This window comes from Limnobaculum allomyrinae (assembly GCF_016649425.1).
Lineage (GTDB): Bacteria > Pseudomonadota > Gammaproteobacteria > Enterobacterales > Enterobacteriaceae > Limnobaculum > Limnobaculum allomyrinae.
The window spans coordinates 60462-84788 of sequence record NZ_JADRCR010000002.1 but is presented as its reverse complement, the minus strand read 5'-3'; the positions used below and the strand labels follow the sequence as shown (position 1 = coordinate 84788).

General features: G+C 46.3%; 18 protein-coding genes. 7 read left to right on the top strand and 11 right to left on the bottom strand.

What is annotated here, in order from left to right; translation table 11 throughout:
- Positions 1 to 90: 90 nt before the first annotated feature.
- Complete coding sequence (locus I2494_RS04780) at positions 91 to 3420, bottom strand: tetratricopeptide repeat protein (protein ID WP_218468161.1); 3330 nt, start codon at positions 3418 to 3420, stop codon at positions 91 to 93.
- 116 nt (positions 3421 to 3536) lie between these two features.
- On the opposite strand from I2494_RS04780, the gene I2494_RS04775 reads away from it, so the two are divergent.
- The gene (locus I2494_RS04775; protein ID WP_218468160.1) at positions 3537 to 4757 is read left to right on the top strand and encodes an ROK family transcriptional regulator; all 1221 of its coding nucleotides are present in this window, start codon (positions 3537 to 3539) and stop codon (positions 4755 to 4757) included.
- Between the two features lie 383 nt (positions 4758 to 5140).
- Here I2494_RS04775 and I2494_RS04770 read toward each other — a convergent pair whose 3' ends face one another.
- Positions 5141 to 5833 (bottom strand): helix-turn-helix transcriptional regulator, encoded by a 693-nt coding sequence (locus tag I2494_RS04770; RefSeq protein WP_218468159.1) that lies wholly within the window; start codon positions 5831 to 5833, stop codon positions 5141 to 5143.
- Positions 5834 to 6359: 526 nt separating this feature from the next.
- Here I2494_RS04770 and I2494_RS04765 point away from each other — a divergent pair.
- The 5 genes from I2494_RS04765 (at position 6360) to I2494_RS04745 (ending at position 12033) form a co-directional block, all read left to right on the top strand.
- A complete protein-coding gene (locus I2494_RS04765) occupies positions 6360 to 6791 on the top strand; it encodes a DoxX family protein (RefSeq protein WP_218468158.1) in 432 nt (143 codons plus the stop codon).
- Positions 6792 to 7004: 213 nt separating this feature from the next.
- Positions 7005 to 7991, top strand: coding sequence for a secretion protein HlyD (gene hlyD, locus I2494_RS04760; protein ID WP_218468157.1), 987 nt, complete (start codon positions 7005 to 7007; stop codon positions 7989 to 7991).
- Between the two features lie 9 nt (positions 7992 to 8000).
- Entirely contained in the window at positions 8001 to 9755 is a 1755-nt protein-coding gene (locus I2494_RS04755) for an ATP-binding cassette domain-containing protein (protein WP_218468156.1), read from the top strand.
- A complete protein-coding gene (locus tag I2494_RS04750; protein WP_218468155.1) occupies positions 9730 to 10902 on the top strand; it encodes an ABC transporter permease in 1173 nt (390 codons plus the stop codon). Before I2494_RS04755 ends, I2494_RS04750 begins: the two co-directional genes overlap by 26 nt.
- Before the next feature lie 3 nt (positions 10903 to 10905).
- Complete coding sequence (locus I2494_RS04745; protein ID WP_267081217.1) at positions 10906 to 12033, top strand: ABC transporter permease; 1128 nt, start codon at positions 10906 to 10908, stop codon at positions 12031 to 12033.
- Positions 12034 to 12264: 231 nt separating this feature from the next.
- Here the strand turns inward: I2494_RS04745 and ftsP are convergent, their stop codons facing one another.
- The 9 genes from ftsP to nudF all read right to left on the bottom strand — a co-directional run bounded on the left by ftsP (position 12265) and on the right by nudF (position 22506).
- Positions 12265 to 13677 carry a cell division protein FtsP gene (ftsP, locus tag I2494_RS04740; protein ID WP_218468232.1) on the bottom strand — a complete coding sequence of 471 codons (1413 nt, stop codon included), beginning with the start codon at positions 13675 to 13677 and terminating at the stop codon, positions 12265 to 12267.
- 232 nt (positions 13678 to 13909) lie between these two features.
- Positions 13910 to 14650: a 1-acylglycerol-3-phosphate O-acyltransferase gene (locus I2494_RS04735; protein WP_218468154.1), complete on the bottom strand. Its 741-nt coding sequence runs from the start codon at positions 14648 to 14650 to the stop codon at positions 13910 to 13912.
- 263 nt (positions 14651 to 14913) lie between these two features.
- A complete protein-coding gene (gene parC, locus I2494_RS04730; RefSeq protein ID WP_228350839.1) occupies positions 14914 to 17190 on the bottom strand; it encodes a DNA topoisomerase IV subunit A in 2277 nt (758 codons plus the stop codon).
- Between the two features lie 71 nt (positions 17191 to 17261).
- Positions 17262 to 19151: a DNA topoisomerase IV subunit B gene (gene parE, locus I2494_RS04725; RefSeq protein WP_218468152.1), complete on the bottom strand. Its 1890-nt coding sequence runs from the start codon at positions 19149 to 19151 to the stop codon at positions 17262 to 17264.
- Positions 19152 to 19252: 101 nt separating this feature from the next.
- Positions 19253 to 19834 carry an esterase YqiA gene (gene yqiA / locus I2494_RS04720; protein ID WP_218468151.1) on the bottom strand — a complete coding sequence of 194 codons (582 nt, stop codon included), beginning with the start codon at positions 19832 to 19834 and terminating at the stop codon, positions 19253 to 19255.
- Entirely contained in the window at positions 19834 to 20661 is an 828-nt protein-coding gene (cpdA, locus tag I2494_RS04715; RefSeq protein ID WP_218468150.1) for a 3',5'-cyclic-AMP phosphodiesterase, read from the bottom strand. Before cpdA ends, yqiA begins: the two co-directional genes overlap by 1 nt.
- Before the next feature lie 50 nt (positions 20662 to 20711).
- Positions 20712 to 21137, bottom strand: a complete 426-nt coding sequence (locus I2494_RS04710; RefSeq protein ID WP_218468149.1) for a DUF1249 family protein — start codon at positions 21135 to 21137, stop codon at positions 20712 to 20714.
- 288 nt (positions 21138 to 21425) lie between these two features.
- Positions 21426 to 21764, bottom strand: a complete 339-nt coding sequence (locus I2494_RS04705; protein WP_130592610.1) for a hypothetical protein — start codon at positions 21762 to 21764, stop codon at positions 21426 to 21428.
- A gap of 109 nt (positions 21765 to 21873) precedes the next feature.
- Positions 21874 to 22506 carry an ADP-ribose diphosphatase gene (gene nudF, locus I2494_RS04700; RefSeq protein ID WP_218468148.1) on the bottom strand — a complete coding sequence of 211 codons (633 nt, stop codon included), beginning with the start codon at positions 22504 to 22506 and terminating at the stop codon, positions 21874 to 21876.
- A 236-nt stretch (positions 22507 to 22742) separates the two neighbouring features.
- Here nudF and tolC point away from each other — a divergent pair, with 236 nt between their 5' ends.
- On the top strand, positions 22743 to 24095 hold the full coding sequence (gene tolC, locus I2494_RS04695; RefSeq protein WP_130592612.1) for an outer membrane channel protein TolC: 1353 nt from the start codon (positions 22743 to 22745) through the stop codon (positions 24093 to 24095).
- The last annotated feature ends 232 nt before the right edge of the window (positions 24096 to 24327 follow it).

The window sequence follows — 24327 nt, the reverse complement described above, 5'->3', positions numbered from 1 at the left end:
TGCCTCACCGTGATTAATTGCCTGCTATTACTATTTCCGGTTAGGCAATCGGGTTATCACCGCCGACTGCCCTCCGTTTTATTGCCGAAGTTATGTTCTGATTAGCTGGCTTTCCTGAAGATGCATCGCCGGTGGTACACAACCGGCAAACTCCGCCAGCATCCCCGACAGCACGCTGAATTGATGAGCCCGGCCATGAGCAGGATTTAACGACAGCAGATGTTTTATTTGTTGTTCAAAGGCCGGTAGATTTGCCTGTCCCAGATAAGCCAGCGCCCGAATAAACAAACAGTTTTCCTGATGCTGTTGCTGTAGATCGCTATCCAGTGCCAGCAGATCCGGTTGTGAAACCGCAAAGAAGTCACGACCAACGGTTTGCTTCGCCATCTCATCAGCCCAGTCGGCCATACTGCTGAACATCGTTGAAGCACCCTGATTATCGCCAAGACAGTGCAGCGCGATGCCCTGATAGAACAGATAATCAACCGGCTGATCGTTGTAGTAACGATGGACATTAATCACTTTGTCGCCAGCACTGGCCTTGATAAAGCAGTCCCGGGCTAATGCGCTTTGCCCCTGCTGTTGGGCACAAACACCCAGCCAGAACCAGATATCGTTATCCGTTTGTCCTGAGAGTCGCCCTTCACTGAGATTGTCCGGATAGTGCAGCGCCTGTTGCAGCAACTCAACGGCCTGAGTGGGTTGTTGTTGTTCCAGATGTTGGAAAGCGCTCAGTAGCAGATTAGCAATATACTGTCCGGTGACTTTACCTTCGCCACCTTCCCATGGATGGAACTTACGCTGTTGGAGGATCTTCGCCGCCTGTGAATATTTTCCGAGTTGGTTATACAAGCCCAACACTTCCGCCGTCAGATCGTCCCTTTGTAGCACAACGGTAAAATGTTGCTCTAACCGATGGAGCCGCATTTGCGGATCCATAGCCCGTAGCTTGTCTAACAGATCCCGTTCAAACAGCAATCGGGCATCCTGTGGCGCAAGGCTAAATGCCCGCTCCAGATACTCTTCCGCCAGCTTTCCATCCCGCTGTTTGTTCCAGGCATAAATACCTAAACCACGCCATGCATCAGCAAAATCAGGCTGCATAACCGTACATTCACGCCACAGCTCAACGGCTCGCTGATAGTTGCGTTTGCTGTAGTGGAAACAGGCCAGAAGGTGGCGGGCAAAGTAGCATTCGGTCAGGCTTTCCAGCATGTCCACTTCGTCTAATGTATTAGGGAAGCGCACATAAGCAGGAAAGGCAGCACGGGCATCCGCCAACAGTGAAGCTCTCTCAGTCATCGGTAACATGCTGGCTCGAAGATAAAGCGGCAAAGTTTCCTGACTGTTGAGTCGTGACAGCACCTCCTGAGCCAGTTCATTCTGGCCGCAAGACAGCATCAATCCCGCGGTTAGCAGTGAGTTAATTCCACGACCACCTGAAACCTGGCGCCACTGCGCCAGATGAGCATCATCGCCATATTGTCGCCAAAGCAGATAATGTAAGGTTGGATTTAACGGATATTCAGCACACCAGCGAGTCAGCCATTGCTGACTCTCCTGCCGCTGTCCTGCCAGCTGCAACACCAGACCTTTCAGACAAATGACCGTTTGGTTAGCCGCATTACTTAATAAGCTCTGATGACAGAAAGAGAGCGCCTGTTGATACTCCGCATCACGAGTTGCCAGGCGAGCAAGTCCCAGATAACCGCCAGATTTACCGTTGCCACTCCATGTGGCACGATAGTAATCCTCTCTGGCTGACTCAAGTTCTCCCTGACGTTCATAAGCATTGGCTCTGACCAGACTGGCCAGCCCGCATGCCGGATTCTTATTCAGTTTATGGGCACGTTTTAATGCCTGAGTGGCATACTCAATGGCCTGCGAATAGTTAGCCCGATTGTATTCCAGCGTAGCCAACGCCAGATTGTTGCGATAATCCAATGGGTCTAACTCAACACCACGCCGATAATAGTCAAATGGAGAACGGCTGGCGTGGTTATACTGCTCCAGATGTTGTCCAATAAACCAGCTCTCATCGGTACTGGTTATTTCTGCTGCGGGTAGTGGCGCTTTGGCTACCTCCGGCAATGGCGTTTCCTGCGGCAGATGTTCGGTATAGCTCAATATGGCTTTAGACTGTGCATCAAACAGCGTAATGGTTAAGCGACCATCAGGGTTTGCTGGTAATACATCCCGTTGTACTTCTCCCGGTTGAAGGGTAATTGCCGTATCCAAGAGCGGTGACGGGTGCTTATCACTGGTTATGAGCAAACGATAGTTGACCAAAGGAGCTACAGCATATACACCCCATACTATTTGCTCTTTCTCCCGCTCCAGCTTTAATAGGGCATCACAAGATGCATTCTGAATAGTCCCCAGCGAGTTGTAAGGCAGGAAATTCTGTACAAACTGCTTCTCTTCCCAGGCATCCAGCCAGGTGAAATCTGGCTGATTATCGGTAAATACGCCGGTCATCAGCTCAATGTAAGGGCCGTTTTCATCGGTCAGGTTACGATCCCACGCCTGACCAAACTCACTGTATCCCCAGCTCCACTGCTTTTTGCCCGGTGAATAATGATGGTCTGCTACATGCAGCAAGCCGCCATCTTCATCATGACAATAAGCGCCGACAAAATCATAGTCTGACTTTTCGGCCATATAAGAGGTTGGTACCGGGACATTCTTATAGCGAGAGATATCAACGCCAGCAGAGTAATCCACTTTATAGTAAGTGCCGGTAGCAATCGGGAAGGATGAAACCGCACGCTTTCCATGATCAAATACGGCGGTTACATCCGGAGGGAAGACGCTCTGATGACCATCACCCCCTTTTACTGCCGGATTGGCCCACCATAAGAAATGACGCGGTGTCGGGTTACCGTTATAAACTTTTGATACGATTTCCAGTAGAGCGCGATTAGGATGAAGGGTGAAGCCGGTCATTACCTGTAGGCCGCGCATGGGTTCCATCTCGCCCATCCAGACAGTTTTTGAGCCGTCCTCCTGCTCTTGTATAAAGTAGTCCACCGGCATAAAGGTGGTTGGGCGATGGTGCTGAGGCCAGTTGAACTCAATCCCGCCAGAAATCCATGGCCCTAACAGCCCAACCAGTGCCGGTTTAATCACATCATTGTGGTAGACAAAATCCCGCTGTTTAACTTTATCCCAGGCTTTATGTACTCTCCCGCCTAACTCAGGGAGTAGCATCACTTTCAGGTAGTCATTCTCCAGCCATAAAGCCTGATAGGACTTCATCACCTTTTCATCGCTAAGTACATCCGTTACGCCGTAGGGATAAACCGCGCCGGACGATCCCTGATAAACTCGATGCTCCAGAAACATAGGATGAATATCCTGTGCTCCCGCTTCATAAGTCGGAATATCGACCCTCTCCTGCCAAACCTTTACCTGACTCATAACGCCCCTCAAATTTAACCTTCAACACTGAAAAATAAGTTGCGGCCAGTCTAATAGACAAAATTGAGTAAGTTATGCACAATGATCACGCATTATAGTTAACGGAGTTAAGTGATATGCCAGTTTACGGGCTCAACAATCAGCGCATACGACATCACAATAAAAGTGTACTGTTGGAGATTCTGTATCGGGAGAAGATCGCCAGCAAATCCACGCTGGCAAAGCGATCGCAGCTCTCTATCCCTGCCGTCAGTAAAATTCTGGCGGAACTGGAACAGGAAAAGAAAGTATCTCATCAACAAGAGAGCCTGCACGCCCGGGGGAACAGCGGCGGCAGCTATCGTATTACGCCGGAACCGGGTTTTATCCTGTGCCTTAACGTGACTCCTTACATGATCGAGAGCGTTTTGGTTGATGGTTGGATTACCCCCCAATCCGCCCTGAAATCCACCAACATTAAGGCCACAACGCCAGAAGCACTACTGACAGAAATTGAACGTCTGTATCGGGAGTATTACCAGCTCAATCGCCCCCAGCCATTGCGACTGGCGCTGTCAATTCATGGCCAGGTTAATCCGGTTACCGGTGTCTCACAAAACATGCCTCAGGCACCATGGAATGACCCTATCGAGATCAAATTCCTGCTGGAAGAGCGGCTCAATACTGAGTTACTGATGGATAATGACTGCATCATGCTGGCACTGGCTGAGAAGTGGCAGAACCACCATAATTTTCAGGATTTCTGTGTCATTAATGTGGATTATGGTATTGGTTCATCATTTGTTATTAACCACCAAATCTATCGGGGCAGTCTGTATGGCAGCGGGCAGATAGGACACACCATTATCGATCCTGATGGCAGTCAGTGTGATTGCGGTCGATATGGTTGTCTGGAGACAATAGCTTCTCTTTCTGCATTAAAGAAAATGGCGCGCAAAATGCGTAAAGTGCATGCCCGGTATACTCAGGAGCAAAGTCTGTCAGCAACACCCTCCACTGAATGGCTGATTACCCATTACCATCAAGGGGATGAGGAACTGCGGAGCATGGTAAATAAAGCCGCCCGCGCTATTGGACTTAGCCTGTATAACTTTTTAAATATATTAAATATCAATCAAATATATCTCTATGGGCGTAGTTGTGGCTTTGGTAAAGAGTGGCTGCAACTGATTCGGGAGCAAACAGGTTTCAACCCATTTGACCAAACGGATACGGTATTTATCAATGCTACGAATATTAGTTTTGGCCATCTTTCCCGACAGCAACAGGTGATGGGAATTGCTTATTTATATGTTGAACAAGCGCTTAAAGAGATGAATGAGCAGAACCTGATGTGATATTTCATGCTTTGTTAAAAGATGTAGTTTTTTTACTGTAACTTTTCAGCCTGAAAAATCAACAAATTCATAGAGTAATATCTTTCTGAGCTCTCATTCACAAATTTCAGAATGATATCTCAATGATGAATAACAAAATATATTGAATAGAAATGTAGGATAATTATATAAATCAATGAAATAAAATCATTTCAACCCGTCCTCATATACGGGTTAAAATTTAAACTTCAGACGTAAAAATGAAATATTCCATTAAAAATCATACCGATAAGTAAATTTGAATCTCACAACTTATTTCCCAATCCAAAATTACTTATTGAAATGATTATATTTTAAACAACTTTTCTGATATTGATACCGTCATTGTTCCGGCTATAACCTCTCTAATTAAGTAAATTCAACTCAATCGCTTTCTTTATTGCATGTCTGGCATTTGAAACATTCAATTTATTTACAATGTTCTTCATATGAAATTTTATCGTTCTTTCACGAATACCTAAAATGATGGCTGATTCAATATAGGTTTTACCCATACTAACCCATTGCAATATTTCTAACTCTCTCGATGATAATATTGAGCCTTCACTCTCAATAAGTTGGTTTTCATTAATAATAGTATTAACTTTATCATGCATTTTAATTAGTAAGAGCTGTATATCTGCCAGATTCTTTTGGATATTATCCTGAAAATCCTCATCCCTATTTATATTGCAAAAGCTTAGTAACGCCAGACGATTATTAGCATCACGTAGAGTAAAGGTAAAACCATCAAAAATATTATAACGTGAAGCAAATGTATCCATGCTGCTACTCACCGCAGTTTTGTTTGGAGGCAAAATGTCACTCCATGCAAAAGGCAGTATTGTCTGTTTTGCATACACGACTACCGGATCAAAAAGATAAAGTTCCGCAGCAAGGTAACAGGATAACCACTCTTCCGGGTAGTTCGAAAGAATGATAGGTGCAGTTTGTGCATACTTAGGAAGAAGAAAATAACAATAGTGGCTAATACCATATGACTGTAACTGTTTTTCTAAAAGTAACTTAATACTTTTATCATTTTTAAAAGGCCCCATAATCTATTTCTACCTCTAATTCTGACGCCGAATATATTTATCGATAACACTGTCTCTACATAGCATAGCCTCATCTGGTAATAAGATATACTGTCATAATTACCAATATTTCACTCTGCTAAATAAATATATATCCCCATCACTGAAGCGTACTCAATATCCATATATACAGTACTCTGGAATATCTTTTCCGCTATTTTGGTAAATTGTTTTGGGTTTATCCTCTATCATAGGATTAAAAATGGAATAATCAGCAAAATAATCACAAAAACTCGATCTTAAAAACCACCCTTTGCGATAGAAATAATTTTTTATGTTGCAATACATTCAGGTTATTACAGCGCTTATTTTTCTAAACAAAATAAATCTTTCAACATCTGGATAACTCAAACAATTCAACTATACTTCATCCCAGCGGGGGTGGGCTTTCATCCATTCTCGGGCAATTTATCGAGATATATGTCTAAAAATTCGACAATAGCCCAGTATATACATCACTAAATAATAGCAAAACAGGACGAAAACCATGCTTGCAAAACTGAATCAGTCATTTACTCGCCTGACAGACCATCAGGACGGTGGAAAGCTTCTTTTAAGGGTCGTATTTTCAGTACTTATGATATTTCACGGCGTAGCAAAAATAGAACATGGGGTTGGTTGGATTGGCGATATGTTAGTCGGTCAGGGATTACCTTATTTCATTGCTTACGGCGTTTTTATTGGTGAAATTGTTGCCCCAATTCTGATTATTCTTGGCATCTTTACCCGTCCGGCGGCATTAACTGTGGCTTTCACACTATTAGTAGCCACCTTAATGGTAGGAACCGCAAAAATGTATACACTGACAAAAGTGGGTGCCTGGGGACTTGAAACCGAAGCGCTCTACTTCTTTGGCGCCATTGTCACCATGCTGCTGGGTAGCGGCCGATATTCTGTTGTAGGCCCTGATTATCGTTAATACTCCCCCATATTTTCGGCCCGGATATCTCAGCTTTTATCCGGGCGATATTCTCTCTCCTGCTTATCTATTTCTTGCTCTATTCAGCTTATTAGCTCATTTGGCTAAGGTTTTGACCCAAATATACATTCATAACCATCTCCCGTTTATGCTAACGTTAATAACATTACGCTATGGTTAATCGAACCAAAATCGAGATGGAACCGGTATCTTATGTCTAAGAAAAAACTCCTTCTGATTATTGTCGTCATTCTCTGCGCTATTGCTGCCTTTTACTCATGGAATAGCTATAAAAGTAGTCGAAACTCATCGCTATCCCTTTATGGCAACGTTGATATCAGAACGGTAAATCTGAATTTTCGCGTTGGTGGTCGTCTGGCTTCATTAACCGTTGATGAAGGCGATCGCGTAAAACCCGGACAAATTCTTGGTCAACTGGATGATGCACCTTACATCAATGCATTACAGCAAGCTAAAGCGAATGTCGAAGCACTGAAAGCTCGTCTGGCATTGGTACAGGAAGGCTATCGCACAGAAGAAATTGCACAAGTTAAAGCAGCGGTAGAGCAAAGCCAGGCTGCATATCAATATGCCGAAAATTTTTATCAACGTCAGTTGGGGCTGTGGAAAACCCGTTCGGTCTCTGCCAATACCCTTGATGATGCCCGCAATGCCAGAGATCAGGCTAAAGCCACCTTACAGTCAGCTAAAGATAAGCTGGCGCAGTTTGAAACCGGCAGTCGCCCGCAAGAAATTGCAGAAGCCAAAGCTAACCTGTCTCAGGCCGAAGCTGCTCAGGCTCAGGCTGAACTGAATTTATCGGATACTACTTTATTATCCCCTGCGGAAGGCACTATTCTTACCCGCGCCCTTGAGCCAGGCAGCATGCTGAGTGCCAGTAATACCGTATTTAGCCTGTCATTAACCAACCCGGTATGGATACGTGCTTATGTAAGCGAAGTTAATCTGGCCAGGGCGGTTCCCGGTACCGAGCTCGAAATCTATACCGATGCGCGTCCCGATAAGCCTTATCACGGCACCATTGGTTTTGTTTCCCCTAATGCAGAATTTACGCCAAAAAGTGTCGAAACACCTGAACTTCGTACCGATCTGGTATATCGCCTGCGTATTATCGTTTCCGATCCGGATGATAATTTGCGTCAGGGTATGCCGGTCACTATCGCTTTTCCTGCTCGTTAAGGCTACGCCATGAGTGAGACTGACTCCGCAAACATTCACCATATCGTTCTGAATAACGTTGAGAAAAGCTTTAAAGAACTCGCTAAGCCTGCTGTTGCCAGCCTGACAACGCAAATTAGCAGCGGAGCAGTGATGGGGTTAGTCGGGCCAGACGGTGCCGGTAAAACCACCTTAATTCGTATGCTGGCGGGTTTACTAAAGCCTGATTCCGGTACCATTCGTGTTGTGGGTCTGGATCCTATTAAAGACGATGGTGAACTGCATGCGGTTTTAGGCTATATGCCGCAGAAGTTTGGCCTGTATGAAGATCTGTCGGTCATGGAGAATCTGAATCTGTATGCCGAACTGCGTGGTGTTATTGGCGAAGAGCGTAAAACTATCTTTGAAAAACTGCTAACGTTCACCGATCTCTCCCGCTTTACTGACCGGCTGGCGGGTAAACTTTCTGGCGGCATGAAACAAAAGCTGGGACTGGCCTGCACGCTGATCGGTCAACCAAAAGTTTTACTGCTGGATGAACCCGGCGTTGGTGTTGATCCCATCTCCCGCCGTGAGTTGTGGAAAATGGTGCATGAACTGGCGGATGAAGGCATGCTGATCCTGTGGAGTACTTCCTATCTGGATGAAGCAGAACAATGCCGTCAGGTTCTGTTAATGAATGAAGGTGAGCTGATTTTTAACGGCCCCCCTCAGGAGCTGACACAACGAATGGCTGGCCGAAGCGTTCTGATTGCAGCAACGCAGGGAACCAACCGTAAGATGTTGCAAAAAGCGCTGACGCTACCTCAGGTTAGCGATGGCGTTATTCAGGGAAAATCTGTTCGTCTGATTTTGCGGGCGGGAGAGGATCACAGCAAATTGCCTGAATGGCTTGGCCAGCCGGATGCTGTGGTAGAAGAAGCCGACCCACGATTTGAAGATGCCTTCATTGATTTGTTGGGGGGCAACCCCGCCAGTGAGTCTGCATTGGGGCAAATTATGCCTGAAGTTGAAGGTAATCCTCAGGAGGTAGTGATCGAAGCTATCTCTCTGACTAAAAAGTTTGGCAGTTTTGCTGCAACGGATAACGTCAGCTTTCAGGTGAAACGAGGTGAAATATTTGGTCTGTTGGGCCCTAACGGGGCGGGTAAATCCACTACATTCAAGATGATGTGTGGTTTGTTAGTACCCACCAGTGGAAAAGCGCTGGTATTGAATATGGATCTGAAAACCAGTTCCGGCAAAGCTCGCCAACGTCTGGGATATATGGCGCAAAAATTCTCGCTGTACGGCAATCTGACCGTAGAGCAAAATCTGAAATTCTTTTCCGGCGCCTATGGCCTGTATGGGGAAAAACAGAGAAAGAAGATAGCCGATATGACCAAGGCCTTCAGCTTTACCCCCATCCTTAAACAAGAACCAAATGCTTTACCTCTGGGGTTTAAACAGCGACTGGCCCTTTCCTGCGCCCTGATGCATGAGCCAGATATTCTGTTTCTTGATGAACCTACTTCCGGCGTTGACCCGGTTACCCGTCGGGAGTTCTGGCTACACATTAACGGTATGGTAGAAAAAGGGGTAACGGTGATGGTGACCACCCACTTTATGGACGAAGCGGAGTATTGTGACCGTATTGGTCTGGTATATCGGGGAAAAATCATTGCTGCTGGTTCACCTGACGATCTTAAACAGCAGGTTGCCACCGCAGAGAACCCAAACCCTACCATGGAACAGGCGTTTATTGATTTAGTCTTAGGCTATGACAAGGAGGTTGAAAGTGAATAACCCTCCCGTCAAAAAGCCGAATACCTTCTTTTCTCTGCGTCGCCTGTTCGCTCTGTGCCGTAAAGAGACCTATCAAATCCTGCGGGATCCCAGTAGTGGGCTGATCGCCTTTGTGATCCCGTTGATGCTGCTGTTTATTTTTGGTTATGGTATCAACCTGGACTCCAGCAAATTAAAGATCGGAATTTTGATGGAGCAACAAACGCCGGAAGCACGCCATTTGGTGGATGCCTTTATTGGTTCTGCTTATATCGCCCCCACCATCAGTTCCGATCGCCGTGAATTAATCCATAAATTGCAGGCGGGTGAAATCCGTGGCTTAGTGGTGATTCCATCTGACTTTTCACAGCACCTGCTGCGGCCGGAAGATACTACACCTATTCAGGTGATTACCGACGGTAGTGAACCTAATACCGCCAACTTTGCTCAGGGGTATGCGGAAGGTATTTGGCAAATTTGGCAGAGGAATCAGGCTATCGATCGAGGAGAAACGCCTCAAGGATTAATTGACGTTCAGTTACGTTACTGGTTTAACCCCTCAGCTATCAGCCGTAATTTTATTATCCCTGGGGCTATCACCATCATTATGACGGTGATTGGAGCCATTCTCACCTCCCTGGTGATCGCCCGGGAATGGGAACGCGGTACTATGGAAGCCCTGCTGTCAACGCAGGTTACTCGGGGTGAATTGCTGCTATCCAAGTTAATTCCTTATTACTTCCTCGGTATGATTGCCATGGCATTGTGCGTGGTGGTGGCAGTACTGATTATGGATGTTCCCTACCGGGGATCGCTACCCATTCTGTTTGGAATGAGCAGTCTGTTTCTTGCCAGTACCCTTGGTATGGGACTATTGATATCCACCCTAACCCGCAACCAGTTTAATGCAGCTATGGTAGCTCTGAACGCCGCATTTTTGCCAGCGGTGATGCTATCCGGCTTTATATTTGAGATCGACAGCATGCCAGAGGTCGTTCGGGCAGTAACTTATATCATCCCTGCTCGTTATTTTGTCAGTACCTTACAGACCCTGTTTCTGGCCGGAAATATTGGCCCCATTCTGTTTATTAATTTGCTATTCCTGATTGCATCAGCGGTTTTTTTTATTGGGTTAACGACACTGAAAACCAAACGGCGGCTGGACTAATCAATGACCAGAGATACCCTGACGATACTTCACCGCATGTTGTCACTGATAGCCAAAGAGCTACAGTCACTGCTGCGCGATCCACAAACCAGAGCGATTCTGGTACTGCCGGTATTAATGCAGGTTATTCTGTTTCCATTTGCCGCTACGCTAGAAGTGACCAATGCCAGCATTGCTATCTACAGTGAAGATAATGGTAAAGCCTCCATTGAGCTAACCCAACGAATTGCCAAAGCCAAAGCCTTCAGTAATGTCATTCTGCTGCACAGCTCGCAAGAAATAGAACCGACGATTAATCAGCAAAAAGCATTGTTACTGGTTCGTTTCCCGGCAGATTTTTCCCGTCGTATTGAATCGGGTCAAAACACACCACTGCAAATTATTCTTGATGGTCGCCGCTCTAATAGTGCACAAATTGCTGCCAATTATATTCAGCAAATTGTTAAGCAATACCAATTAGAGCTAAGTGCTAATGTCCCTAAACAGAACAATAGCCAGTTGGTAGTTCGTAACTGGTATAACCCAAATCTGGATTACAAATGGTTTGTGGTGCCATCACTCATCGCCATGATCGTTACCATTGGCGTGTTGATTGTGACGTCACTCTCCGTCGCCCGCGAACGGGAACAGGGAACGCTGGAGCAGCTGTTAGTTTCACCGTTAACGACCTGGCAAATATTTATCGGTAAAGCCGTTCCGGCAATGATTGTAGCGATGTTTCAAGCTTCTATTGTGCTGATCATCGGGATCTTTTTCTATCAGATCCCTTTTGCCGGATCGCTGATGCTGTTTTACAGCACCATGCTGATTTATACGCTGTCACTGGTAGGATTTGGTCTGCTGATCTCTTCGCTGTGCGCTACGCAACAACAGGCATTTATTGGTGTGTTTGTCTTTATGATGCCAGCGATTCTGCTGTCAGGCTATGTTTCACCGGTGGAGAATATGCCGGTATGGCTACAAAACCTCACCTGGATTAACCCAATCCGCCACTTCACCGATATCACCAAACAGATTTATCTGAAAGACGCCGATTTCTCGATTATCTGGGGAAGTTTATGGCCGCTGTTAGTGATTACCGTTACCACCGGGAGTATTGCTTATTGGATGTTCAGGAGGAAGATTAGCTAACAAGTATTTGTAGAAGAGAGGTTTTTAACAAAGCTAATCGTCGGGAGAGGCCGCCGTTGGGGGCGATGTGGTGTAAGCCAACGACAAACAGGCTTTGCCTGTTTGAACAGCGCTAGCGCTGGCCCGACGCACTCCAGAGCTGAGTACTGATGGTTTCCCGGCCGCACACATAAAGCAATATGAGCACTTTACCTTTACGGCCGGAATATCCACTAAAGCCAATATCAGATATTATTCTTCAACCAACAACTGCCCGATATTCCCGCGGTCAGCAAGCTCCAGATTCTGGCTATAATACATAAACGGAAAATGCGGCGACGATGGTTGAGTAAACTTCACCAGCAGCTCGACTTTACCTTCAACCCAAACGGTATCTTTCCAGCCGCTGTCTTCCGGTGAAGGATTAGCGCCATTAACTGCGCTGACAAAGAACGAAGCACCCTGGATATGAAAGGCCTGAGGCTTGGCTGCACTCACTATCCAACGTTCCCAGGTACCCAACTTCACTTTGGTATCAATACGCAATGGATCCCAGATAGCACCATTGATGCCCGGAATATCACTGCCCAGTACAAATTCACGAGAGCGGGCAATACTGCCATCTAATACATCCACCGGTTTCAGACTGGTTGGAAGTTTATCCGTTACCAGCGCCATCAAACCTGTCGGTTTAATGGTTAATACCAGGGAGGAATTCAGAATACTCGATGGTTCAAAGAAGCTACGTAATCTGTCAACAACACCGGCAGAAAGCCCGGCAGAGATGGAGACCTCTTCCCCTTTTGACATATCGATCAGCACTTCACGACGTTCACCCGGCGCTAAATTCAACTGGGGAACAGCCACCGGTGCAGTTAACAGGCCGGTATCATTTGCGATCAGATTAAAGGGACGGTTATCGCTTAATGTCAGGGTATAACGTCGGGAATTTGAGGCATTCAATAAACGTAATCTGACCCAACCCCGACCAACCTCAACATAAGGTCCACTAACGCCGTTGGTTAATAACGTATCCCCCAGGAAACCTGACTCATTGGTACCGTTAATAGAATATTCCGGCTGACCAAAAGAACTAAAGTGCTTATCCTGCAGGATAACGGGAAAATCATTCACACCGTACTGGTTAGGAATAGTCAAACCACGCGTAATATCATCTTCAATGATCCACATGCCAGCCAGACCATTATAGATATCAGAAGCTATCTTGTTTGGTGTAATAGCATGATACCAACAAGTTGCCGCCTGTTGGCGAATAGGAATAATCGGCGACCAGTCCACGCCCGGTGACATCATGCGCGCCGCATTCCCCATTAAAGTACCAGGAACCTGAAGCCCACTCACCGTTACAGCAACCGGATCGCTTAAGCGATTGCTGTACACCATTTTAACGTCATCACCATTGCGAACCCTAACCGTAGGCCCCAAATATTGGCCGTTAAACCCCAGAGTGCTAACACGCGCTCCGGAGACGAATTCCCAGTGAGCACGTTGAAGTGAGAGATAAAGCGGTTGGCCCTTACGGGTTTCCAGTAACGGAGGAACAGGCAACGCGGCCTGAGGTGCCGCGGCAAACGCCGGAGAAACCATACTCGCACCCAGCGCAGCCGCCGTCGCTTGCAACAAGCGGCGGCGGCTAATGGGTATCATTTTGTTGTTAATCTTAGCAACCATTAAAACAACCTTCGTGTATAACAGCTAAAGGGATCAATCCCGATCCGCTTCATATTGTCAGCGTAATCATTATCACGCCAATATGTTGATATCACGTGATGCAAAACAAAAATGGCAGGATCACAAATATGCACCGGGGATAAACACCGGTACTTACATTGCAATCACTACCGTAGAAATCACCAATGAAGGGTGATAAACGCTGTTAACGTTGGCGATCCGCTGCCTCTCGTTCAGCAACTTCCTGATCCAGCTGCGCCAGCTTTTCTGCCATAATATCGTGGCAATGTTGCGCCAGTTCACGCACCTGATCTTTATCATAACTGCTGGTATCAATAGGAGACATCATCTCCACAATCACATGACCATTATTCCAACGGTTCAACTTTATTTTACCGCTGGTAGTGGAAACACAAATCGGAACAACCGGTACACCAGCAGCGATAGCCGCATGAAAAGCACCCGTTTTGAACGGCAGTAAACCCCGCCCTCTGCTACGCGTACCTTCAGGGAACATCCAGACAGAGATATCCCGTTTTTTCATCTGCTCAATAATTTGGTAAATGGTACCGCGAGATTTAGTTTTATTATTGCGATCAATCAAGATATTACCCGTCAGCCAATAGAAAGGGCCGAAGAAGGGTACCCATAACAGGCTCTTTTTACCTACCGTCACGGTTCTTGGCTGTACGGCAGCCGCAGCCGTTACCATATCGTAATTATTCTGGTGGTTAGCAATATAGATACAGTTCCCGTCAGCTTTTACCGCCGGATTAACCCGTGTTTCCACGGTTAATCCAAATACCGGAGCAAGACGACCAAACAGTCGACCGAAAGTATAGGAATGACGAGGGTTGCGCGGGCTAAAAAGACAATATAACGAGCCAACCAGACAGACCAAAATACAAAATGGAATAACAATTAAAGCACGCAGAATAACTAACATATAAACCTCATTCATTTATAGTCGATAAGTATACCGACTTATAAAGAAAACGCACTGATTCCAATAATAAGTTAAGTGAGAGAATCGATTTTATTTCAATCACTCATGGTGCAAAAGATCCGCATTTTCTGAATCAATGCCCCATTATTGATAACTAAACCAGTTTAATCCTGTCATCAGCGAGAGCACTGCGATTGCAGAAAAAAACAGGCTGTTCTGTAAACAGAGCAGCCTGAGTTTTTATTCATCTTCCCACCGTCAAATCACTCCGTAACCGGAGCCTCTTCTGTCGGTGCAGGAGGCGTTTCAACATCGATATTATCGATGCGTTGCAGCCCTCTCGGCAACAGTGTTCCTTTACGGCCTCTTTCGGCACGAAATTTCTGTAGATCTTCCGGACGCAGTTGCAGTTTACGTTTACCCACATGTAGCGTCACGGATGATTTCGCCGTCAGGATATACAGGTAAGCAATACGATCTTCACCGGAAGCGGCCTGCGCCGAAGGAATCGAGATGATCTTGTTCCCTTTACCTTTCGACAACTGCGGCAAATCACTTACCGGGAACAGCAGCATTCTGCCGGCGGCTGTAATGGTTAACAGCAAGTCGTCTTCACTGTTTACTTCCAGCGGAGTCAACACTTTAGCATTATCCGGCAGGGTGATCATCGCTTTACCGTTACGGTTACGAGCTACCAGATCCTCGAAGGTACAGATAAATCCATAACCGGCATCCGACGCCATCAGCAACTTCTGATCGTCAGCATGCATTAACACCTGTTCAACCGTTGCACCCGGTGGTGGTGTTAGCTTGCCGGTCAACGGCTCGCCCTGGCCACGGGCAGACGGTAACGTCAATGGATCCAGCGCATAACTACGCCCGGTAGAGTCAATAAACACCACTGGCTGATTACTCTTACCACGAGCAGCTGCTTTGAAGCTGTCACCTGCACGATAGCTCAGCCCCGATGGTTCAATATCATGCCCTTTGGCGCTACGAACCCATCCCATATCGGAAAGGACAATGGTCACTGGCTCAGAAGGAACAAAATCGTGTTCACTCATTGCTTTAGCTTCAGTGCGAACCACAATCGGTGAACGACGATCGTCACCGTAGGTTTCTGCATCAGCCAGAATTTCTTTCTTAATCAACGAACTTAGTTTGCGATCGGAGCTTAACAGGCCTTGCAGGCGGTCTCGCTCTTTTTCCAACTCGGCTTGCTCACCGCGGATCTTCATCTCTTCCAGCTTGGCAAGATGACGCAGTTTCAGCTCCAGAATCGCTTCGGCCTGAGTATCACTGATGCTAAAGCGCTGCATCAATACCGGCTTTGGTTCATCTTCAGTACGAATGATTTCGATGACTTCATCAATATTCAGGAAGGCAACCAGCAAACCATCCAAAATATGCAGGCGTTTCAGTACCCGTTCCAGACGGTGATTCAAGCGACGAACCACGGTATCACGACGGAACACTAACCACTCTGACAGGATCTCAACCAGATTTTTTACCGCCGGACGACCATCCAGACCCAGCATATTCAGGTTAACGCGGTAGCTTTTTTCCAGATCGGTGGTAGCAAACAGATGATTCATCACCTGCTCTAAATCAATACGGTTAGAGCGCGGCACCAGCACCAGACGAGTTGGGTTCTCATGGTCTGACTCATCGCGCAGATCGTCCACCATCGGCAGCTTTTTAGCTCGCATCTGGCTGGCAATCTGTTCCATCACCTTAGCACCTGAGGTTTGGTGTGGAAGTGCAGTAATGACGATATCGCCATCCTCTTTCTTCCATACGGCACGCATACGAATCGAACCTTTACCTGTCTGGTAAATTTTCTTGATTTCATCCTGCGAAGTGATGATTTCCGCTTCTGTCGGATAGTCCGGGCCCTGAATTTCGGTCATCAGGTTATCCAGCGTGGCGTTGGGATTATCCAACAACATCACGGCTGCATTAGCCACTTCTCGCACGTTGTGCGGAGGGATATCCGTTGCCATACCAACCGCAATGCCGGTTGTCCCGTTCAGCAGGATGTTAGGCAAGCGCACAGGCAGCATTTTAGGCTCCTGCAGGGTGCCGTCAAAGTTTGGTACGTAATCTACGGTTCCCTGACCCAGCTCACCCAACAGCAGTTCAGCATATTTAGACAAGCGAGATTCGGTATAACGCATGGCAGCGAACGATTTCGGATCGTCCGGTGCCCCCCAGTTCCCCTGACCGTCTACCAACGGATAGCGATAGGAGAATGGCTGCGCCATCAATACCATCGCTTCATAACAGGCGCTGTCGCCGTGAGGATGGTATTTACCCAGCACGTCACCCACGGTACGCGCCGATTTCTTAAACTTAGCCGCGGCATTCAGCCCCAGCTCAGACATTGCATAAACAATACGACGTTGTACCGGCTTCAGCCCGTCGCCGATAAACGGCAATGCGCGATCCATAATGACGTACATTGAGTAGTTAAGGTACGCATTCTCAGTAAACTGGTGGAGCGGCTGCTGTTCCACACCGTCGTGAGTTATATCACTCATAGAATTACTCTTTCCTTTCCCGTTTTTATTTAAAGCATTGGCTCAACAAAAACGGGGTTCAGATACTGATATTAAACATCAAGTTCCACACGATCGCCTTTTTCCTGTAACCAGTTACGGCGGTCTTCTGAACGTTTCTTGGCTAACAGCATATCCATCAAAGCCATGGTGGTTTCGCTGTCTTCAAGGGTTAACTGAACCAAACGACGGGTATTGGGATCCATCGTAGTTTCACGCAGCTGTAATGGGTTCATCTCACCCAGACCTTTAAAACGCTGTACGTTTGGTTTGCCTTTTTTGCGTTTTAACTGCTCCAGCACGCCCTCTTTTTCCTGTTCATCCAGCGCGTAGTAAACCTCTTTCCCTAAATCGATGCGGTACAGTGGCGGCATCGCCACATAGACATGCCCTTCTTCAACCATCTTACGGAAATGGCGAACAAACAGCGCACAAATCAGGGTGGCAATATGCAGACCATCGGAGTCCGCATCCGCCAGGATACATATTTTGCCGTAGCGTAGTTGGCTAAGATCGTCGCTGTCCGGATCGATACCAATCGCCACCGAGATATCATGGATTTCCTGAGAGGCCAGAACCTCATCGGAAGAGACTTCCCAGGTATTCAGGATTTTACCTTTTAACGGCATAATTGCCTGAAATTCACGGCTACGCGCCTGCTTGGCAGAACCGCCTGCAGAATCCCCTTCCACTAAAAACAGTTCGGTAACGTTTAGATCTTGTGATGAACAGTCAGCCAGCTTGCCCGGCAAAGCTGGCCCACTGACCAGTTTTTTCCGTACCACCTTTTTCGCTGCCCGCATCCGCTGCTGGGCGCTGGAAATAGCCAGTTCGGCGAGTTGCTCAGCCGCCTGTACGTTCTGGTTCAGCCACAGGCTGAAGGCATCTTTAATAATACCGGATACAAAAGCAGAACTTTGGCGAGACGATAAGCGTTCTTTGGTTTGACCTGCAAACTGCGGATCTTGCATTTTCAGCGAAAGAACATAAGCACAACGATCCCAGATATCTTCCGCACTAAGCTTCACACCGCGAGGCAGCAGATTGCGGAATTCGCAGAATTCACGCATTGCATCCAGCAAGCCCTGACGCAAACCGTTAACGTGGGTACCGCCCTGCATGGTTGGGATCAGGTTAACGTAGCTTTCGCTCAGTACTTCGCCCCCTTCCGGCAGCCATAACAGCGCCCAGTCTACGGCTTCAGTATCACCGGCAAAGGCACCAACAAACGGTTTTTCCGGTAACGTTATCAGGCCATTTACCGCTTCCATCAGGTAATCGGTTAAACCATCCTGATAGCACCAGCGCTGCTCGGTACCATTCACTTTATCGGTAAAGATAATCTCAACGCCCGGGCAAAGAACGGCTTTCGCCTTTAGCACGTGCACCAAGCGGGAAACGGAAAATCTTGGGCTGTCAAAAAAGCTGGGATCCGGCCAGAAATGAACGCTGGTACCGGTATTACGGCGACCACAGGTTCCTATAACCGTCAGATCCTGCACCTTGTCACCGTTTTCAAATACAATGCTGTATACCTGCGCATCGCGGCGCACAGTCACTTCCACACGGGTAGACAGGGCGTTAACCACTGAAATCCCTACCCCATGCAGACCACCGGAAAACTGGTAGTTTTTGTTAGAAAACTTACCACCGGCGTGTAAACGACACATGATCAACTCAATCGCCGTGACCCCTTCTTCAGGGTGAATATCGACAGGCATACCGCGGCCGTCGTCGATGACTTCCAGCGACTGGTCTTCATACAAAATAACTTCAATTTTACTTGCGTGACCGGCTAATGCCTCATCAACGCTGTTATCAATAACTTCCTGCCCGAGATGATTCGGACGAGAGGTATCGGTGTACATGCCGGGACGGCGTCGTACTGGTTCAAGGCCGCTGAGCACCTCAATGGAATCAGCGTTATAACTGGATTGGCTCATTGTTTGGTTTCTGGATAAGTTTCAGGGCATAAAAACGATCATTGTTTATTATCGGTGTAAACCGGCTAACCTTCCATAGTACGGCAGGCCGAAGCTACTTATTAAGCCGCAGCAAGCCCTAAAAAATCAACAATCGGGGAAAAATAGTGATCAAAGCTGACAAAACTGTGGTTTCCACCGGACTCCACCGTTTGTCGACAAGAAGTGTAGTAAGTAACCGCCTGACGGTAATCAAGCACTTCATCTCCTGTCTGTTGCAGTAGCCACAACAGGTCCGGAGACTCCAGCGGTTCTATCTGCATCACTTTGAGGTCATAAACGTGACGTGACTCTATCACATATTGCTGTCCGGTGTAGGGATTCTGATGCTCTCCAATATATTCCTGCAGCCACTCAAAGGGTTTTACTGCCGGATTCACCACGACCGCAGGCAATATAAAACATTGAGATAACCAGGTAGCATAATAACCACCTAACGAGGAACCAACGATCCCCAATGGCTCCCCCACACGATCCAGTACTATTTGCTCCAGTAGTTCTGCCGCTTCCGCCGGAGAAGGCGGTATCTGCGGAATCAACATCTCAATGTGTGGATGGTGTTCCGCCAGCCAATGTTTAAAATTAACTGCTTTAGCAGACTGAGGCGAACTATTAAATCCATGTATATAGAGCAGAGTCGTCATCAATAACCATCCGAGTTCATGTCAGGACGGAATACATCACCTTCAAGGCGGCATACCGTAGTTTCAATGGAACCATCAGAATAGAGATCGAGATAACGCCAGCCTGGCGCTAAGTCATCAATAGTAAAGTTAGTACAGTGGGGTTTAAATTGCACGCAAGTAGAAGGCGATGCCAAAACGCGCCGTCCATTCCAGTCAAGATCGAGATCCTGATGGATATGTCCACACAGCAATGTTTTAGCCTGAGGATGTCTGTCGAGCACTTCAGCTAACATATGGGCATTACGCAAACTGTGTTGATCCAGCCAGGTACAGCCCGAAGAGTGAGGATGATGATGAAGTAAAATCAGAGCATGGCGGTCGCTATATTGCGTGAGTGAACGATCGAGCCAGTTCAGCTGGTATTCACTCAGCTCGCCGTGAGGTACGCCTAACACCTGACTATCCAGCAAAATAACATACCAGTCTTCGCCAAGCAGTACCTGCTTTGAAGGAAGGATCTGTGCCGCTGCCATGGCATCAACCATAGCCGGCTGGAAATCATGGTTTCCTGGCAACCATACGCAGGGTGCCGGTAACGTCGCAATACCTGTGGTAAAACGTTCATATGCGGCAAAAGAGCGATCCTGAGCCAAATCGCCCGTCGCTACGATTAAATCATAATCGTGCCCCCTATTGGCGACGGCACGTAATACTGCCTGATAACTTTTCAGGGTGTTTACCCCCAAAAGTGTTTCATCAGCGCCAGCAAATAAGTGAGTATCAGTAATCTGTAAAACTCTCACTTTAGACCCACGCGCTAAAGGGAGTTGAAAAAGGCTTTCCAAGAGATTTCCTTCAAAAGGCTTAAGTTAGTAAGCTCCTGCTTTCTAAGTGTTTAGCAAATCGGAACAGACATTGTTCCTTTCATCAGACAAAAGCGCAACCAGTCCGCCAAAAATTGGTTTATTTGGTGTTTTTCGTCACGCTGGTGTAATTTTTTATTAGGATAATCATAACTTGCTTTAAATCTAAAGATCTGTTGACTGGAACACACTTCTGCAACTAACGCGTCATGGTAAAGCCTTACATTCAGGCAGGGCATACTCCAGTAACTAACCTTAGGAAAAACTTGCTTAATAGAGACATAAGAGGTGTAACGGGTAGATTCCAGAGTTTCAATGCGATACACCGCTCCGGCAACTTGCAGTTCTACCTGACTTCCCGGCGTATCATCACGAGGGATCAGGCGGCGCAATTGAGCATAATTGACTTCCGTCAAGCGCATCATGGCAGGAAAATCAGGTACATATCTCTTTTTCATTTCACCCTGCCCATTGTCTTTTTATCATACAAAACCAGTCTATTCCTCGTTTGAACAGCACGATTATCAGAATCATTATTCTATACGGTCGTCTCATATCAGGCGGCCTATTATTATTCAGGAACCACTCAGAAATAAAGAATCAATTAGTCAGGAAAAGTAAAGGAGGAGATTTAAAGTGTATCGTATATAGCTAAATATGCCTGGGATTTATCAGGCATAATATATTGATGACATTTACGGAGAATACTGCGGTGTTACATCCCTATAGCCACAATAATATTATGGTTAAATATGTTCGTAATTAACCTCACAATAAAAACCTTTCATATCACTACCACCAGAAATTAACCTGTAACTGATAATTTGGTCATTTGCTTTTCTGGAATAAAAAGTAAAATTGGAGTGTTGCATCAGTGAAACAAACGACATGAAATGCATCTTAATAGTATGAATATCAGGTTGTTTTAACATCACTTCAATATAATACTTGTTATCAATTACCTCATAACTGAATTCAACCACATTCTCATCCAAATGGAAGAAATCGTGAATTTCAGAATCAATCCACGGATCGGTTATTAACTCAATGCTGTTAATAATATTATCCACAATTTTATTGGCCACAGCACACCCCCTCTCATAATTATTCCTTTTATATTAGCAGCATCCGAATAATTTAACAGGAAACCGCAGAATAAAATCTCTGCGGTATAAAATCATTGATTGTCCGATTTTAATTCTGCCATTCAGTACGTAAAGTTTGATAATTCAGTTGTAACCACTGCAAAGCAATAATTGCCGCCGCATTATCAATAATTCCCTCTTCTACCCAACGGTAAGCCTGATCGCGGCTGACGACGTGAACACGAATATCTTCGTGTTCTTCTGCCAAGCCATGAATACCGCAGGCCTTAGAGGAATCAACTTCACCCACCATAATAGACGATCGCTCGCTGGTTCCCCCCGGGCTGGCTAAATAGCTGAGCACCGGCTTACAGCGTCCAATCACAATGCCCGCCTCTTCTTGCGCTTCACGACGTACCACTTCTTCAATATTTTCATCAGGTTCAATCATGCCGGCAACCAACTCTAACAGCCAGGGGCTATCGCTGGTTTCCAGCGCTGCAATACGGATTTGTTCAATCAATACTACCGTGTCGCGAACCGCATCATACGCCAGCAATACCCCGGCATGACCGCGTTCAAAAATTTCCCTGACCACTTCCCCACTCATGCTGCCATCGAACAGACGATGGCGAAAACGGTATTCCGTCAATGAAAAGAAACCGCGGAAAAGTGGCTTTCGTGAAATAATTTCCACATCGTCCTTACCTAACGTTACGGGTACAGATTGAGATAACTTCATTATTTCTTTCTCTTTTAGTCGATAAGTGGTCTTATAGCATCTATCAAGTTTGCCGTACCAGAGCGCTCCCTAAGATAAATGCCTAAAATAGGTAAATTTTCTGTAAATAATGCCGATATGGCACATAAAGCTACCTTTATTATAAGGAATACTCTGGTAGAATTTGCGACTATATTTAATATCTGACCGTAGCAATCAGTCAAAACAACATTACTGCTGTACAACAAGGATCGCCCATGAAAAAACTGCTTCCTTTGATTATTGGTCTTAGCCTGGTTGGCCTGAGCACTTCAAGCTATGCCGAAAATTTACTGCAAGTTTACCAGCAGGCTAAAAGCAATAACCCTGACTTACGTAAGTCAGAATCTGATCGTGATGCAGCCTACGAAAAAATTAGTGAGTCCCGCGGTGCCCTGCTGCCTCAATTAGGATTGAATGCAGGTTATAACATTAACCGTGGCTATCGTGACAACAGCGGCAGTAAAAGTGATGTGACCAGCGGAACTTTGCAATTAAGCCAAACTATTTTTGATATGTCCTTATGGCGTCAGCTTAATATCACTGAAAAACAAGCAGGCGTTCAGGATGTTTCTTATCAGGCTCAGCAACAAACGCTGATTCTCGATACTGCCACTGCTTATTTTAATGTATTACGCAGTCTGGATATTCTTTCTACTACTGAAGCGCAGAAAGATGCACTTTACCGCCAGTTAGACCAAGCCCGTCAACGCTTTAACGTAGGTCTGGTTGCAGTTACTGATGTGCAAAACGCCCAGGCACAATATGACCAGACGCTGGCTGATGAAGTTACTGCCCGCAACAATCTGGAAAACTCACTGGAAGTTCTGCGCCAGATTACCGGAATGTTCTATCCGGAACTGAGTTCGCTGGACACCGCACGTTTCAGTACGCGTCGCCCGAATGACGTTAATACGTTACTACAGGAAGCAGAAAGCCGTAACCTGAACCTGTTAACCGCTCGTCTGGCTCAGGATTTATCCCGCGAACAGGTTAAATTACAGCAGACAGGTCATATGCCAACATTGGCATTTACCGCGTCAAGTGGGCTGTCTAACAATGACTATCGTGGTACCAGTACTCTGGGTCAAAACGATAGCATTAACGGTAACACCACCGCTGGCTTTACTCTGAGTTTCCCTCTGTTCAGCGGCGGACAAACAAGTTCTCGTGTTAAGCAGGCACAATATAATTATGTAGGAGCCAGCGAAGCGCTGGAAAGTGCGCACCGTTCTGTCGTGCAGATCGTACGTTCTTCTTATAATAACGTATCCGCTTCTATCAGCTCGGTAAATGCTTATAAACAAACCGTCGTTTCTGCACAGAGTTCATTAGAAGCAACTCAGGCAGGTTATGATGTAGGTACTCGTACCATTGTGGATGTGTTAAACGCAACGACGACGCTGTATAACGCTAAACAACAACTTTCTAACGCACGTTATGATTATCTGATTAATCAGCTAAACATCAAATATGCGCTGGGCACATTAAATGAAACCGATCTGGATTTACTCAATAAAACACTGGGTAAACCAAGCTCAACGATTCCAGTGATTAAAGTTAAAGAATAACGCTTTATTACCTTTGTAGTCGTATCTTCTCGATTCCCCCGAATTCACTGAGTCCGGGGGAATTTTTTTATCTCTTTTTAACGAAAATCGCGATTCAGCGCACATTTTTCTCGCCAGATACCACAAATGTGGTTAAAGCGCCGATCTTTACTTTAATTTATTACCTATTTCGCCTATTCTACTGGGTACATGCATAAAGGGAATTTCCCTGTCTGGTTCTACGTTTTCAGCT

What these genes read in the sequence shown, in the direction of transcription:
- I2494_RS04745 (WP_267081217.1), top strand. Translation starts at nt 10,906, where the DNA reads ATGACCAGAGATACCCTGACGATACTTCACCGCATGTTGTCACTGATA.
- I2494_RS04770 (WP_218468159.1), bottom strand. Translation starts at nt 5,833, where the DNA reads ATGGGGCCTTTTAAAAATGATAAAAGTATTAAGTTACTTTTAGAAAAA.
- hlyD (WP_218468157.1), top strand. Translation starts at nt 7,005, where the DNA reads ATGTCTAAGAAAAAACTCCTTCTGATTATTGTCGTCATTCTCTGCGCT.
- I2494_RS04735 (WP_218468154.1), bottom strand. Translation starts at nt 14,650, where the DNA reads ATGTTAGTTATTCTGCGTGCTTTAATTGTTATTCCATTTTGTATTTTG.
- parC (WP_228350839.1), bottom strand. Translation starts at nt 17,190, where the DNA reads ATGAGTGATATAACTCACGACGGTGTGGAACAGCAGCCGCTCCACCAG.
- I2494_RS04710 (WP_218468149.1), bottom strand. Translation starts at nt 21,137, where the DNA reads ATGAAAAAGAGATATGTACCTGATTTTCCTGCCATGATGCGCTTGACG.
- I2494_RS04755 (WP_218468156.1), top strand. Translation starts at nt 8,001, where the DNA reads ATGAGTGAGACTGACTCCGCAAACATTCACCATATCGTTCTGAATAAC.
- tolC (WP_130592612.1), top strand. Translation starts at nt 22,743, where the DNA reads ATGAAAAAACTGCTTCCTTTGATTATTGGTCTTAGCCTGGTTGGCCTG.
- I2494_RS04765 (WP_218468158.1), top strand. Translation starts at nt 6,360, where the DNA reads ATGCTTGCAAAACTGAATCAGTCATTTACTCGCCTGACAGACCATCAG.
- nudF (WP_218468148.1), bottom strand. Translation starts at nt 22,506, where the DNA reads ATGAAGTTATCTCAATCTGTACCCGTAACGTTAGGTAAGGACGATGTG.
- yqiA (WP_218468151.1), bottom strand. Translation starts at nt 19,834, where the DNA reads ATGACGACTCTGCTCTATATACATGGATTTAATAGTTCGCCTCAGTCT.
- I2494_RS04775 (WP_218468160.1), top strand. Translation starts at nt 3,537, where the DNA reads ATGCCAGTTTACGGGCTCAACAATCAGCGCATACGACATCACAATAAA.
- parE (WP_218468152.1), bottom strand. Translation starts at nt 19,151, where the DNA reads ATGAGCCAATCCAGTTATAACGCTGATTCCATTGAGGTGCTCAGCGGC.
- I2494_RS04750 (WP_218468155.1), top strand. Translation starts at nt 9,730, where the DNA reads ATGACAAGGAGGTTGAAAGTGAATAACCCTCCCGTCAAAAAGCCGAAT.
- I2494_RS04780 (WP_218468161.1), bottom strand. Translation starts at nt 3,420, where the DNA reads ATGAGTCAGGTAAAGGTTTGGCAGGAGAGGGTCGATATTCCGACTTAT.